The organism is Alphaproteobacteria bacterium LSUCC0719, from assembly GCA_040839025.1.
Lineage (GTDB): Bacteria > Pseudomonadota > Alphaproteobacteria > Puniceispirillales > Puniceispirillaceae > UBA8309.
Window position 1 is genome coordinate 236794 of sequence record JBFPJN010000005.1, and the last position, 13907, is coordinate 250700.

Annotated in this window: 12 protein-coding genes and 1 tRNA gene; 7 read left to right on the plus strand and 6 right to left on the minus strand. The window is 58.5% G+C overall.

From position 1 onward, the window contains the following. Positions 1–3: 3 nt before the first annotated feature. Both tyrS and AB3X55_10965 read right to left on the minus strand, forming a co-directional pair. Positions 4–1248, minus strand: a complete 1245-nt coding sequence (tyrS, locus tag AB3X55_10960) for a tyrosine--tRNA ligase (protein MEX0504105.1) — start codon at positions 1246–1248, stop codon at positions 4–6. Positions 1249–1266: 18 nt separating this feature from the next. Next, positions 1267–1929, minus strand: a complete 663-nt coding sequence (locus AB3X55_10965; protein ID MEX0504106.1) for an alpha/beta hydrolase — start codon at positions 1927–1929, stop codon at positions 1267–1269. A gap of 129 nt (positions 1930–2058) precedes the next feature. Here AB3X55_10965 and epsC point away from each other — a divergent pair, with 129 nt between their 5' ends. The 5 genes from epsC (at position 2059) to AB3X55_10990 (ending at position 7348) form a co-directional block, all read left to right on the plus strand. Next, positions 2059–2823 (plus strand): serine O-acetyltransferase EpsC, encoded by a 765-nt coding sequence (gene epsC / locus AB3X55_10970; protein MEX0504107.1) that lies wholly within the window; start codon positions 2059–2061, stop codon positions 2821–2823. 9 nt (positions 2824–2832) lie between these two features. Next, positions 2833–3927: a cysteine desulfurase family protein gene (locus tag AB3X55_10975; GenBank protein ID MEX0504108.1), complete on the plus strand. Its 1095-nt coding sequence runs from the start codon at positions 2833–2835 to the stop codon at positions 3925–3927. Between the two features lie 121 nt (positions 3928–4048). Then, the gene (locus AB3X55_10980) at positions 4049–4363 is read left to right on the plus strand and encodes a 2Fe-2S iron-sulfur cluster-binding protein (GenBank protein ID MEX0504109.1); all 315 of its coding nucleotides are present in this window, start codon (positions 4049–4051) and stop codon (positions 4361–4363) included. Positions 4364–4434: 71 nt separating this feature from the next. Then, entirely contained in the window at positions 4435–5658 is a 1224-nt protein-coding gene (gene mnmA, locus AB3X55_10985; GenBank protein MEX0504110.1) for a tRNA 2-thiouridine(34) synthase MnmA, read from the plus strand. 70 nt (positions 5659–5728) lie between these two features. Beyond that, positions 5729–7348, plus strand: coding sequence for a long-chain-fatty-acid--CoA ligase (locus AB3X55_10990; protein MEX0504111.1), 1620 nt, complete (start codon positions 5729–5731; stop codon positions 7346–7348). Here AB3X55_10990 and AB3X55_10995 read toward each other — a convergent pair. Further along, positions 7343–9460, minus strand: coding sequence for a hypothetical protein (locus AB3X55_10995; protein ID MEX0504112.1), 2118 nt, complete (start codon positions 9458–9460; stop codon positions 7343–7345). The genes AB3X55_10990 and AB3X55_10995 overlap by 6 nt on opposite strands. 222 nt (positions 9461–9682) lie before the next feature. On the opposite strand from AB3X55_10995, the gene AB3X55_11000 reads away from it, so the two are divergent. After that, on the plus strand, positions 9683–10969 hold the full coding sequence (locus AB3X55_11000; GenBank protein MEX0504113.1) for an O-antigen ligase family protein: 1287 nt from the start codon (positions 9683–9685) through the stop codon (positions 10967–10969). Here the strand turns inward: AB3X55_11000 and glpK are convergent, their stop codons facing one another. From glpK to AB3X55_11015, 3 genes are read right to left on the minus strand one after another with little or no spacing between them, the layout of a single operon-like run. Continuing rightward, positions 10970–12460, minus strand: a complete 1491-nt coding sequence (gene glpK, locus AB3X55_11005; GenBank protein ID MEX0504114.1) for a glycerol kinase GlpK — start codon at positions 12458–12460, stop codon at positions 10970–10972. A gap of 23 nt (positions 12461–12483) precedes the next feature. Further along, on the minus strand, positions 12484–12945 hold the full coding sequence (locus tag AB3X55_11010; GenBank protein MEX0504115.1) for a DUF2721 domain-containing protein: 462 nt from the start codon (positions 12943–12945) through the stop codon (positions 12484–12486). Positions 12946–13004: 59 nt separating this feature from the next. After that, entirely contained in the window at positions 13005–13643 is a 639-nt protein-coding gene (locus AB3X55_11015; GenBank protein ID MEX0504116.1) for a MarC family protein, read from the minus strand. A 186-nt stretch (positions 13644–13829) separates the two neighbouring features. Here AB3X55_11015 and AB3X55_11020 point away from each other — a divergent pair. Then, positions 13830–13906 (plus strand) — tRNA-Met (locus AB3X55_11020). Position 13907 lies beyond the last annotated feature (1 nt).

Consider the following 13907-nt stretch of genomic DNA (forward strand, 5'->3'; position numbering starts at 1 on the left):
ATGCTAGGACAGAACCAGCAGCGCGTGTCGTTTCTTGCCAGCTGAAATCTTGGCACGTCCGTCAGTGAAATCGGCGTCTGTCAGCAGATGATCCTCGTCGGTGATGGCAACATCATTCAGACGCGCCCCGCCACCCCGGATCAACCGCCGCGCTTCGCCATTGGATGTTGCAAAGCCGACCTTTACAAGCGCCGCAATCATACCCATGCCATTCACCTCGTCGGTGGATACGGTCTGCTGGGGAAGCCCTTCACTGACGCCGGCACCGGCGAATGTCTGCTGGGCGGTTTCCATGGCCGCCCCGGCAGCGTCGGCACCGTGGCACAGCTTGGTTGCCTCATTGGCAAGGATGATCTTGGCTTCATTGATCTCGGCGCCCTCGAGTTCACCAAGCCTCGCCACCTCATCCATTGGGAGTTCGGTGAAAAGCGCCAGGAACCGGGCCACATCGGCATCCTCGGTGTTGCGCCAGAATTGCCAGAAACTGAATGTGGACAGCCGGTCCTCGTTCAGCCAGATGGCACCATCAGCTGATTTGCCCATCTTCGCGCCTGACGCCGTGGTGATCAGTGGCGATGTCAGGCCAAAGATTTCCTGACTGTCGACACGGCGTGTCAGATCAATGCCGCTGACGATGTTGCCCCACTGGTCCGAGCCGCCCATCTGCAACAGGCATCCGTACCGACGCCGCAGCTCGAGAAAGTCATAGGCCTGGAGAATGGCGTAGTTGAATTCCAGAAATGACAGTGGCTGTTCACGGTCAAGGCGCAGCTTCACCGAATCCATCGACAGCATGCGGTTGACGGAAAAATGCGGTCCGAAGTCCCGCAGGAACCGGATATAGGCAAGATTGTCCAGCCACGAGGCATTGTCGACCATGATCGCATCGGTCGGTCCATCACCAAAGGTCAGGTATTTTTCAAAAACCTGAAATATGCCCTTCTTGTTCTGCTCGATATCATGTTCGGACAGAAGCGGCCGTGCGGTGTCCTTGCCAGAGGGGTCGCCAACCTTGGTGGTGCCGCCACCCATCAGGACAATCGGTTTGTGGCCGGTCTTCTGAAGCGCGCGCAGCATCATGATCTGCACCAGCGAGCCGACATGAAGGCTGTCCGCGGTGCAGTCAAACCCGATATAGGCAGGAATGATCTGCTGGGTGGCCCGTTCGTCCAACCCTTCGATATTTGTCGCCTGGTGGATGTAGCCGCGTTCCGAGAACAGCGTGATGAGATCCGACCGGTATGTCATCTATCGTCCCTCTGTACTCTAGAAAAGCTGCGCTTCCGGGGTCTTTGGCAGCGCCTCGTCAAGATAGTCGGACACATGCTCGATCAGCGGATCGAGATGATCCGTAAAGAAATGATTCGCGCCCGGAACGATATCGACCTTGATCTCGACACCTTTCTGGATCGACAGCTTGTCGACAAGCTTGTGGACAGTCTCCGGTGGGACGGCTGTGTCCTGTTCGCCATGTACGATCAGGCCCGATGCCGGGCAGGGCGCAAGGAACGTGAAGTCATGTGTGGTGGCTGGCGGGGTAACGGCAATAAAACCCTGAATTTCAGGGCGGCGCATCATCAGCTGCATGCCAATCCATGACCCGAAGGAAAAGCCGGCAATCCAGCACTGGCTTGATGCCGGGGTCTGCGACTGCAGCCAGTCCATTGCCGTGGCCGCATCAGACAACTCGCCATCCCCGTTGTCATAGGTGCCCTGGCTTCTGCCGACACCGCGGAAATTGAACCGCATGACGGCAAATCCGCGAGACTGGAAATGCTGGTAGAGCGCGTAGGTCACGCGGTTGTTCATGGTGCCGCCCTTGTCGGGTTCGGGATGCAGAATCAGGGCGGTTGGCGCGTCGGGGGCCTCTGCTGGCATGTACCGGCATTCAAGGCGTCCCTCGGGTCCGTTGATGATGACCTCGGGCATATTTATCCGTTACCTTGTGATTTTGTGAAATCGGCTTATATCTTAAACAGATCGGCAGGCCAACCCGGCTTGCACAGTACGGTGCTGATTTTCAGGTATCAACAGAAACCGACCATGGAGTCTGGAGCCATGTTCGCAAAACTGAACCGCGACCTTACCGCCATCCTCGAACGCGATCCCGCTGCCGGCGGCAGACTCGCGGCGATGTTTCTGTATCCCAGTTTCCAGGTCATGCTTGCCTATCGGATTGCCAATCCGCTGTGGCGCGCGGGTGTGAAATTCCCGGCCAGGTTCATCATGCAGTTTGCCCGCTGGTTCACCGGCATCGAGATTCATCCAGGTGCCACGATCGGATGCGGGTTTTTCGTGGATCATGGTTCCGGCGTCGTGATTGGCGAAACAGCTGTCATTGGTCGCAACGTGACGCTCTATCAGGGTGTCACTCTTGGGGGGGTGCTGCCGGCGGTTGACGCCGAAGCCCAGAGATCGGTAAAGCGGCATCCGACGCTCGAAGACGATGTCATTGTCGGTTCGGGGGCGCAGATCCTCGGTGATCTAACAGTTCATCAGGGCGCGCGTGTCGGCGGCAATTCGGTTGTCACCCGCGATGTGCCTGCCGGTGCCACTGTTGTCGGCGTGCCGGCGCGGCAGCTGGCGGCCAAACGGTCAGCTGTTGCCGAAGAACGCCCTTTTGCCGCCTATGGCGTGTCAAACCCGGATGAAGTCGATCCGCGGGCGCGCACCATCGAAGCGCTTGTCGCCGAGGTGCAGACCCTGCGGGCCCGCCTGAACGACATGGAGGACAGGCTGTCTCCGACCAAGCTCCATGACAAGGCCGGCAAGAAGGCGATTGGCGATACGGACGGGCTCGACCTGCCAGAACGCAAAAGCTGAGCCGACATCATGGCGCGCCAGCCGCAGCTCTATTTCGACAATAACGCCACCGCACCGCTTCGCCCCGAAGCCATTGCCGCAATGCAGGCGATGATGGGCCCGCCCGCCAATCCATCCTCGGTTCACGGGTATGGCCGCGCGGCACGCATGGCCGTTGAACAGGCCCGTGCCGATGTCGCGATGCTTACCGGATGCCGCGGTGCCGACATTGTTTTCACCAGCGGTGGAACCGAAGCAAACAATCTTGCCCTGTCGGTGTTTGATCATGTCATCACCAGTGCGGTGGAGCATGATTCGGTGCTGCGCGCGGCGTCGGACGCCACTGTGATCGGCGTCGATTCAGATGGCCGGATTGATCTTGCCCATCTGGGTCAGGTGCTGGGGGATCTGCCGGACGACAGACGCCGGCGCACACTGGTTTCGGTGATGTATGCCAATAACGAGACAGGCGTGATCCAGCCAATCGACGAGGTGGTGGCGCTGGCGCGCGAGGCGGGCGTTGCGGTGCATAGCGACATGGTGCAGATGCTGGGCAAGCAGCATCTGGATTTTGCGGCCTCCGGCCTCGATTATGCCAGCCTGTCGGCGCACAAGATCGGCGGGCCGACAGGCGTTGGCGCGCTGCTGGTCAGGCCCGGTCTGCGGATGACAAGCCTTCTTCGTGGCGGTGGTCAGGAACAGGGGCGTCGGTCGGGAACGGAAAATGTCCTCGGCATTGTCGGCTTTGGTGCGGCGGCAAAATCAGCCTTTGACGATGTGGCGCATTTCCGCGCTATGGCGGCGTGGCGTGACAGGCTGGAGACGCGCCTGATCAAAGGTCGCAACGACGTACGCCTGTTTGGTGCCGGTGTGAACCGGATCGGCAATACCAGCTGTCTGGCGATAAATGAGAAAAGCGCCGAGACATTGGTGATGGCGTTTGATCTTGCCGGCGCGGCGATCAGTGCCGGGTCGGCCTGTTCATCAGGCAAGGTTCACGAAAGTCATGTTCTGAAGGCGATGAATGCCGGCGAGGATGCCAGCCGTGCCATCCGGATTTCAGGGGGCTGGGACACCGGAGAGTCGGATTTTGAAAGGCTTGCGGAACTGGTGCTTGGCTTGTAAAAGCTGGAAGCCGTTCCGGGTAATGGGTTCCGGGCGACAGGAATGCAAACAGATCACCGCTGCTGGCGAATGACATCACCCGCTGTGACATCGCAAAAGAACAACTGGAGTTTGTAGCACCATGCCAACGATTATTTTTATCACCGCCGATGGCAAGGAACATAATGTCGAGGTCGATGAGGGCGTCACCGCGATGGAAGCCGGCCGTGATGCCGGTCTTGGTATTGAGGGCACATGTGGCGGCTGCCTGTCCTGCGCGACCTGCCATGTGATTGTCGATCCGGAATGGTATGCAAAGACCGGCGGTCCAAGCGAGGATGAGGAAGACATGCTTGATCTTGCCTTTGGACTGTCCGAAACCTCGCGGCTTGGATGCCAGATTGTGATGTCCCCTGAACTGAACGGGGTGCGTCTGACCATTCCTGAGGATTTCTAGCGGTAACATCCGCTCTGGAAATTTCTGCTCTGGGGGTGTCCGCTCTGGGGAAATCCGGAAAGACAAGGATGATGACAACCGCCGCGCCCGCATCGACAACTGCATCGACGACTGGAGCAGCCGCCGCCTCGCACGACGCCGCGCTCAACTCGCTTGGCTTTGCCAAACCGCCGGCAGACACCCGCGTCGTTGTGGCCATGTCGGGCGGTGTCGATTCGTCAGTCACGGCGGCGCTGCTTCACGAGCAGGGCTATGAGGTTATCGGCATCACGCTGCAACTCTATGATCATGGTGTTGCCATTCAGGCAAAGGGTGCCTGTTGTGCCGGTGCCGATATCCATGACGCGCGCAGTGTTGCCGGTCGTCTTGGCATTCCGCATTACGTTCTCGACTATGAAAACCGCTTTGCCGACCAGGTGATGCAGGATTTTGCCGACAGCTATCTGAGGGGTGAGACCCCCATTCCCTGCGTGCGCTGTAACCAGACGGTGAAATTCACCGATCTTCTGGCAACAGCGCGTGAACTTGGCGCCGACTGTCTCGCCACCGGTCATTATGTGCGCCGTGTCGAGGCGGCCAGTGGGGCCGAACTTCACCGTGGCATCGATCCTGGCAAGGACCAGAGCTATTTCCTGTTTGCCACAACGCCGGACCAGCTTGACTACCTGCGCTTCCCGCTGGGCGGCATGAGCAAGGATGAAACGCGCGAACTGGCGCATCGTCATGGCCTTGCCGTTGCCGACAAGCCGGACAGCCAGGACATCTGTTTTGTGCCGAATGGGCGCTATGGCGACGTGGTGCGGCGTCTGCGCCCCGGGGCTGTCGAAGCCGGTGAGATCGTGCATCTTGATGGGACCGTTCTGGGGCATCACAACGGCGTCATTGACTACACCATCGGGCAGCGCCGCGGCCTTGGCATTGGAGGGCGAAAGGATGCCGATGATTCCGAAGGGCCGCTCTATGTGGTGGCGATTGACGCCACCAGCCGCCAGGTGATCGTAGGCCCGCAGAGCGCGCTGGCCTGTCATGAGGTTCGTCTGACCGAGACCAGCTGGGTATCGCGCGATGGCGCGCCGGCTGCTGGCATGGCGGTGTTGGCGCGGCTTCGCAACACCGCGCCGTCCCTGCCGGCCACAATTGGCGATGTGACGGGTGACCGGGTCTCGATCCGTCTTGATGAGCCACAATTTGGCATTTCAGCCGGACAGGCCGCAGTGCTGTATGACCCCGCCCAGCCAGATCGTGTGCTTGGCGGTGGCTGGATCGCCGAGGCACCGTCAGCCGCGTTTGCCTGAGATCTGTTCATCCGGTGCCATCGCTGATACCGTCCGAGAGATCCGAACAGACAAGTCGGGAAAGATGGTCATGGTCGATCCGCAATCACCGGCAGACTTTCCGCTGCTGATCAAAACTCTGCTTCGCACACCGCTGCAAATCGCGCGAGATGTCGAGATCGTCAGTGACGGGCTGGCCCGCTACAGCTATGCCGATCTTGAGGACAGGCTGCGCCGATTTGGTGCCGGTCTGGCGGCGCAGGGCGTGAAGCAGGGCGATGTCGTTGCGGTAATGGATTGGGACACGCACCGCTATTTCGAGGCGTTTTTCGCGGTGCCGATGCTTGGCGCGGTCCTGCATACGATCAATATCCGGCTGGCGCCGGCGCAGATCGCCTATACCATCGATCATGCTGAAGATGACGTGATCCTCGTCCATACGGATTTCCTGCCATTGCTTGCCGAGGTGATGCCGCTTGTCACCCGCAAAGTCCGCCTGATCCTGCTACGCGATGATCCACAGCAGACACAGGACACGATTTTCGATTTCATCACCAGCTATGACGAGATGCTGGCGACAGCTGCCGACAGCTTTGTCTTTCCCGATTTCGACGAGGCAGCCCGCGCCACCACCTTTTACACAACCGGCACGACCGGCGAGCCAAAGGCCGTTGCCTATACCCACCGCCAGCTTGTCCTGCACACCATGGGGGTGCTTGCCGGGTTTGGTCCGGTCGCGACCGATAACCGTCTTCATCGCGGCGATGTCTACATGCCGCTGACGCCGATGTTCCATGTTCATGCCTGGGGGTTTCCCTATGTAGCGGCACTGCTTGGGATCAAACAGGTCTATCCGGGACGCTATGTGCCGGCGAACCTGTTGCGGTTGATCGCCGCGGAAAAAGTGACCTTCACCCACTGTGTGCCGACAATCCTGCAGATGATGCTTGGCGCGCCGGAAGCCGCCGATACCGATCTTGGCAAGCTGAAGATGGTAACCGGCGGCTCGGCACTGCCACAAGGCGTTGCGGCGGCGGCGATGGAACGGGGGATCAACATCTATGCCGGTTACGGGCTGTCCGAGACATGTCCGGTGCTGACCTTTGCGCATATTGACCCGGATGACCCGGACAGTCTTGATGCGCGGGTGATGACCGGGCGGCCCTTGCCGCTTGTCGATCTGAAAATCATGGATGAAGCCATGACCGAGCAGCCGCGTGACGGTGCCAGCACCGGCGAAGTGGTTGTTCGTGCGCCGTGGCTGAATGCGGCCTATCTGAAAAGCCCCGAAGCCACAGAGGCATTATGGCGAGGCGGCTATATGCATACAGGCGATGTCGGGCATATTGATCCGGCTGGCAGCCTGATGATCACCGACCGGATGAAGGATGTCATCAAATCCGGTGGTGAATGGATATCGTCGCTGGAACTTGAGAGCATGTCCTCGGCGGTGAAGGGCGTTGTCGAGGTGGCAGCCATCGGTGTTCCTGACCCGAAATGGGGCGAGCGGCCCATGCTGCTGGTCGTGGCGGATGATGTGGTGGATCGGCAGGCTGTATCGGCCGGCATCAGCGCCGCCATCAAATCAGCCATTGCCGCAGGCAGCCTGTCAAAATGGGCGATGCCGGATGAAATCAGGTTTGTTGACCGGATTGCCAAGACAAGTGTCGGCAAGATCGACAAGAAAGCCATTCGCACGGCCCTGTCATGAGTCTGCGGCCCCGGTGACCGGTCTGCCATCGATCCGGTAGATCCGGATATGCGGATAGTCGTCATAATGAAGGCTGAGTGCCGGATGGTCGATATCGCCGAGGTAATAGAGCCTGTTGAAGGTGCTTTCATATAGCTGGCGATGCAGCAGATAGGCGGTGATGCGGCCATCATTCTGGATGATCTGGAAGGCGTGGTTCGCGTCATGCGTGAAGCTGCGGCGGCGCAGGATTGCGCCGTCCTTTGCATGTGTCCAGCCAGCCAGCAATGGTGCCCCGTCAATCAGGCCGCGCTCCAAATCAATGCGCCGTCCGCCGCAGGTGAGGTGCCGGGGATAGGCATTGAAACGGCAGTTGATGGGCCTGTAATGCACCTCTGCACCTTCAGGATTGTCTGGAAGCGGGATCGGCTGTCCCTGTTCAATGTCCCAGTTGGCGATCTTCGAGATCGATCCCATCCAACCTGCCATCTGGCCGGTGACAACAAGATAAAGGTCGGGTGAGGCAGACGTGGTGGCAGCCTGAAACGCTGCCTCTATCTCTTCAATATTATCATGCGCTGCGATGCCTTTATGGCCTCTGCTGCTGAGGAACTTGAGGGTGCCGATGCTTTGTGACGAGGTTGGGCCAAGAAGTCCACGCGCCACAAAATGCGTTGTCGGTGTTGTCTGTGATCCGCCATCGTGAAGTGTTGGCAACTCGTTCAGGAACATCGAGGCGTACCCATAATCCCACCATGTCGCAACAACGCTGTTGTCAGGATCGGCGGTGTCTTTCAAGGACGCGAGACCTTCAAGAGCGGGTCCGGGAAAGCTTGGTTGCGGTACGTAATTTGTTGGTGAATTGACCCAGGCCATGAGCATCGCAATACAGGAGCCAATTGTTGCTGCGATATGGTCACGCCGCATTGTTGCGCCGCCGAGGCGAGCGGCAATGAACCGTGCAAGGGTGGTCATCAAGAAGGCCACGCCGAACCATAGGATTGGTGCCGAATAGAAGATCGCGCGGTTGCCGATCACAAAATTGAGCAAGCCAAAGGCAACAAGCGGTCCAAATGCAACAGCCATCACAGGGTGGCGAACGGCAAACATCACCAACCCGCAAAGACCGACCAGCCCCAGCGCAACTGAACCTGAAATGGCGGCAAGGATGGCGTGAAGGGAAAGCTGTCTGATTTCTGTAATGGTTTGAAAGGTATGTGGAAAAACAAATTTTTCGAATGATATGGCGTTCTGCAGGTAGGTGGAGCCAAATGGATTGAACAGCGTGATATCGGCAAGGGCCAGAAACAGAACTGAACCGGTGATGGCGGTGACCAGATTTTTCTGCAGGCACAGCAGCATCCATGCCAGGGCTATGGCGGCCATAACGATCAGCTCCGGCTTGCCATACCACCACATGAACAAATGTGCCGTGATGCCCGCGATGCCGCACCAGATCAGACATCTGAAGCGTGAACTGGCCCTGCCGGCGAAGACAACCAGCCCGAACAGCAGATACATGAAGCCGAGATTCAGCTGATCCGTGTCGATCCGGCCGATTGAGGACCGTGTGAGATAGGCCAGCGACAGCCCGCCGCCAAGACCGGCAACGCTTCCTTCCATCCAATAGCCGGCAGCGCCAAAGCACACAATGATCATCACCGCTGTGAGTGCCGAGGTTAACAGGACGGTCCTGTTGCCGGATTCTATGAGCTGCGCTGGGTCCGCGCTGCTGGCGATATGGGCGACCGCGACTGAAAGCAGTGGCCGTGAACGAAATGATGGTGATCCAGTGTTTGGCTCGGTTTCATCTCTGGCAAGATTTGGATAGGAACGGATTCCATCATAGCTTTCGACGCCAAGACCTTTTTTGATCAAGCCGGCGTGATACAGGAAATAGGGTGCATCAGCCGTTGAAAACAGCGAGGCACCGTCAGCGCCGTGCAACCCGGCCCATGTCTGAAGCTGTGCGTGACGAACCTGCACGTTCAGAAGAATGGCAACTGCGCCAAATACCATGACAAGAAACAGCAGAAACCTTGTCGGGGGCAGGTGACGAGGCCAGCGCGGGATCACGGTTCGTTCGTGCCACTGCTGGGCATGTCTCGCCGCAACCCCAATCAATCGAAACATAAGAACATGTCCATTCTTGCTTAAAAAAATATCATCTGGCCTATGCTGGCGGTGTATCTGCCGCATTATGGCAGCATGTTATCCTGAAATAGCTAATCGCTTTACTAAGAATAAAAGCCTGTTATGACATTCGTTCAGAATGTGGTCAGAACGCATGGTGGGTCTAGTGACCCGCTAACCGGAGTCGTCTCATGAAAGACGGAAAAGAGCGTTGATGTGAACATGTCAGGTAACAATTCACCGACAATGACCGGCGGCGTGACCGCGCATCTCTCCAGACTGACTGCTGATGCCAGAGCCGCACTGGCAGAACTGCCAAGATGGGAACGTTACCTGCATATCTTCTGGCTGGCTGGCCCTTTCATCCTGCTGATCGAACGTTCACCTGCCGATCTATGGCTGTCTGTTCTGGCGCTGACCTTTGCTGTGCGGTCTGTTGTTCGCAGAGAGGGCTGGTGGCTTAAAAAATTCTGGGTACAGGCGGCGTTCGCGTTCTGGGCGGTTTGTCTTCTGGCCGCAGCATTGTCGCCGCTGCCGGTATATTCATTGGGTGAGGCGTTTGCCTGGTTCCGGTTTCCACTATTCGCCATGGCGACAGCGTTCTGGCTGGGCCGGGATGAGCGGCTTTTATATCTCATGATCCTGACAACTGGCATCGCAATGGTTGCCATGTGCGGGATTCTGACAGCGGAAATCCTGATTGTCGGCCCGCAAGGTGGCAGGTTGTCCTGGCCTTATGGGGATCTAGTGCCCGGCAATTACCTTGCCAAGGTGGGCCTGCCTGCCTTTGTTGTTGCGGTTGCGATCGCGACTTCGTACAGGAGCAGACTCGCCAGTCTTGGCGCCATTGTTGCTCTGGCATCGATAATCCTGTCGGTGATGACGGGCGAGAGGATCAATTTCCTGATCCGCGCCTGTTCGGGCATGATCGCGGCGATCGTCTGGAAGCCGAAAATCTGGCGTGTTCTGCTGATTGTTGCGGTGGAACTGATTGCTGTTGTCGTGGTGATGAAAACACGACCTGACCTAGGCAACAGATATGTCGACAAATTTGTTGAGCAAATGCCAACCCATGTTGAAAGTGCGTATTATAAGGCCATGGGGCCTGGTGTTCTGGCCTTTGATCAGGCCCCCATTCTTGGCATCGGGCCGGGGAATCTGCGTTACCTATGTAATGATGTAATTGCCGGATCGCCCGATTTCGACTGCCATCCACATCCACATAACTACTATATCCAGATGGCTGGTGAGGCAGGGCTCCTTGGTCTGGTGACGGGCGTTCTGTTTCTTGGGTCGATTATCTGGGTCTGTGCGGTGCCGGCGATCCGAAACCGTGAAAATGTGATTGTCGCGACGATGTGGATTGTGCCGTTTGGTCTGTTCTGGCCGATCTCGTCCACGGCCGATTTCTTTGGTCAGTGGAACAACATCTTCATGTGGAGCGCGATTGCCATCGCCATTGCCGGCTCGCAAATAGGCGGCTCAAACCGGGCTCTTGCGGACAGCTAGTCAGCTTTCCAGCAACGTCCTCTTCATGGCTGCGTTCCAGCCTGCGACGAGGTCTTTGCGCGTTGCCGCATCCATCGCCGGCTGAAACCCGGCATCGCGCTGCCAACGTGCGGCAAGATCATCAAGGGTGATTGATGGATCACTTTGCATCAGCGCCAGCATGGCCGCGCCGAGAGCGGTTGTCTCACGCACCACAGGCCGGTCGACAGGCAGATTGATGATATCCGCCAGGAACTGCATCAGCCAGTCATTCTCGGTCATGCCGCCATCGACCCGCACGGCCGACACCGGAATGCCGTCACCGGCAATCGCGGTGAACAGGTCATTCGTCTGATAGGCAACCGATTCCAGCGCCGCGCGCACAAAATCCGCCGGGCCGGTATCGCGGGTGATGCCATAGACAGCGCCGCGTGCGTTCGGCGCCCAATGCGGCGCGCCAAGCCCGGTCAGGGCAGGGACCATATAAACACCGTTATTGCCGTCCATGGCGCTGGCGATGCCTTCGGTTTCGCTGGCAGCGCCGATCAGCTTCATCCCGTCGCGAAGCCACTGCACAATGGCGCCGGAGACAAAGATCGAGCCTTCCAGCGCGTAGGTGGTTCGCCCACCAAGCCGATAGCCAATCGTCGTCAAAAGCCGGTTTTTCGAGGCAACCGCCTCGTCACCAGTGTTGATGATGACAAAGCAGCCGGTGCCATAGGTTGATTTCAACGCCCCGGGGGTAAAGCAGCCCTGACCGATGGCGGCGGCCTGCTGGTCGCCGGCCACACCGCGGATTGGCAGCGCCGCATCAAACAGCGCCTCGTCACAGACGCCGAATTCGGCAGCGCAATCCATCACGGTGGGAAGGCCGGCGCGCGGCAGGTCGAACAGCTTCAGCAGATCGTCATCCCAGTCATTGTCATGGATGTTATAGAGGCTGGTCCGGCTGGCATTGGTGGCATCGGTGGCGTGAACCTTGCCGCCGGTCAGCCGCCAGATCAGGAAACTGTCAACAGTGCCATAACACAGCTCGCCAGCTTCGGCGCGCTCACGTGCGCCCTCGACACGGTCAAGGATCCAGGACAGCTTTGTCGCCGTGAAATAGGGGTCGAGAAGCAGGCCCGTCTTTTCGGTTACCATTGTTTCATGGCCGGCGCGCTTCATCACCGCGCAGATATCGGCGGTGCGACGGTCCTGCCAGACGATGGCGTTGTGGATGGGTTTGCCGGTGACGCGGTCCCAGATAATCGCTGTCTCGCGCTGGTTGGTGATACCAACCGCGATCGGCAGGTTGCCCCGCGCACGGGCCGCGGCAACCATTGCGGCGGTCACGTCGATGGTTGTCTGCCAGATATCTTCCGGGTCATGCTCGACCCATCCATCAGCCGGGAAATGTTGCGGGAATTCGGCGGATTTCTGAGCCAGTATGGTGCCTGCCTCGTCAAACAGGATGGCGCGCGAACTTGTGGTGCCCTGATCAATGGCGATGATGGTTCTTGGCTGTGACATCGTTCCTCAGTCCCCATGCGATCCTATGTCTTCCCTGCTGCCTTGCGCCGTTTGGGTTTCAGATACTGCTCCCATTCCTGATGCGATTCCAGATCTGACAGGTGAACATCCAGCGCGGTGTTGGCGATCTGGATTTCCCGGGTGAAGAGCAGCATCGATCCCATCATCAGGAAAATCGAGCCCAGGAACAGCCAGCTGGCGGCCTCCATATGGCCGAAATAGGCACCGATCATCGCGGCAAGGGCCAGAACAAACGCAATGGCGGCACATGACTGGGTGATGCCGATCAGGCGCAATCGATCGCGAAGCCGATTGATCTGCAGCAGGAACCGCTCGGCATCGGTTGGCGAGACATTGTCGCGGATCACTTCATCATGCAGATGCCGGATCAGGGTCGCCAGCACCGTATAGCGATTGCCGAAATTGACCATCATCAGCGGAATCGCCGGAAACAACACGCCGATGATCAGAATGTCCTGCTGCATGGTTGTGCCCTCCTGCCATCATCATAGCGCACTGGCCCGGCTTGTCAGCCACTAGCACGTCAAGAGCGTGTTATCAGGCCGATGGTGGCCAACCCGTCGATGATATATTGCACTGACAGTCCGGCAAGGATGATGGCGGTGATTCGCGAAAATACCATGGTGATTTTCTCGTTCATCCAGCCTTCGGCAAGAACGGTCAGGCCGAGGATGGTGCCTGTCGCCACCATCACCGCCAGCAGCGCCGCATAGCCTGTCAGAACCGCCCCAAACCCACCACTGGCAAAGCCGCTTGTGACGACAATCACCGACATGATGGCGGATGGTCCGGCCAGAAGTGGGATGGCGAGGGGGTAGATGGCGACATTGTCAGCCTCAACCGAAGCGTCATCGCCGGTTGAGGCTTCGCGCTTTCGCTGCTGGCGTTTTGCCGCCAGCATGTCGAGGGCGACCAGGAACAGGATGATGCCGCCGGCAATGCGGAAGGCGGCCTCGCTGATATTCAGATAGGCCAAAATCCAGCCGCCACACAGCGCAAAGAACAGCATGATGGCGGTGGCGACGGCGGTGCCTTCGAGCGCGGTGCGAAGCTTGCGGGCGCGATCCTGATGCTGGGTGACGGCAAGAAAGATCGGCGCGTTGCCGACCGGGTCGATGACAACGAAATAGATGATGAAAGCGGTGATGAAGGCTTCAAGCATGACGCGATGATATGGCTGCGCAGGCGACGGCGTCCAGTGCCGATCGGCTCACAAACATGTGAGATAAATGCGCCGAATGGTCCCCACGGAATTTTGACCGTATCGACGATGAACGGGCTTGACCGGTGACCGTGATTTCCCCTATATCAGAGCGTCGCGCGGGCCACGCCCGGCGCGCCTTATTTGGGCGGAGTAGCTCAGCTGGTTAGAGCAGCGGAATCATAATCCGCGTGTCGGGGGTTCGAGTCCCTCCTCCGCTACCAT

Bases quoted from the DNA above. Each gene is read 5' to 3' on its own strand.
- tyrS (MEX0504105.1), bottom strand. From the start codon at position 1,248: ATGACATACCGGTCGGATCTCATCACGCTGTTCTCGGAACGCGGCTAC.
- AB3X55_10965 (MEX0504106.1), bottom strand. From the start codon at position 1,929: ATGCCCGAGGTCATCATCAACGGACCCGAGGGACGCCTTGAATGCCGG.
- epsC (MEX0504107.1), top strand. From the start codon at position 2,059: ATGTTCGCAAAACTGAACCGCGACCTTACCGCCATCCTCGAACGCGAT.
- AB3X55_10975 (MEX0504108.1), top strand. From the start codon at position 2,833: ATGGCGCGCCAGCCGCAGCTCTATTTCGACAATAACGCCACCGCACCG.
- AB3X55_10980 (MEX0504109.1), top strand. From the start codon at position 4,049: ATGCCAACGATTATTTTTATCACCGCCGATGGCAAGGAACATAATGTC.
- mnmA (MEX0504110.1), top strand. From the start codon at position 4,435: ATGACAACCGCCGCGCCCGCATCGACAACTGCATCGACGACTGGAGCA.
- AB3X55_10990 (MEX0504111.1), top strand. From the start codon at position 5,729: ATGGTCGATCCGCAATCACCGGCAGACTTTCCGCTGCTGATCAAAACT.
- AB3X55_10995 (MEX0504112.1), bottom strand. From the start codon at position 9,460: ATGTTTCGATTGATTGGGGTTGCGGCGAGACATGCCCAGCAGTGGCAC.
- AB3X55_11000 (MEX0504113.1), top strand. From the start codon at position 9,683: ATGTCAGGTAACAATTCACCGACAATGACCGGCGGCGTGACCGCGCAT.
- glpK (MEX0504114.1), bottom strand. From the start codon at position 12,460: ATGTCACAGCCAAGAACCATCATCGCCATTGATCAGGGCACCACAAGT.
- AB3X55_11010 (MEX0504115.1), bottom strand. From the start codon at position 12,945: ATGCAGCAGGACATTCTGATCATCGGCGTGTTGTTTCCGGCGATTCCG.
- AB3X55_11015 (MEX0504116.1), bottom strand. From the start codon at position 13,643: ATGCTTGAAGCCTTCATCACCGCTTTCATCATCTATTTCGTTGTCATC.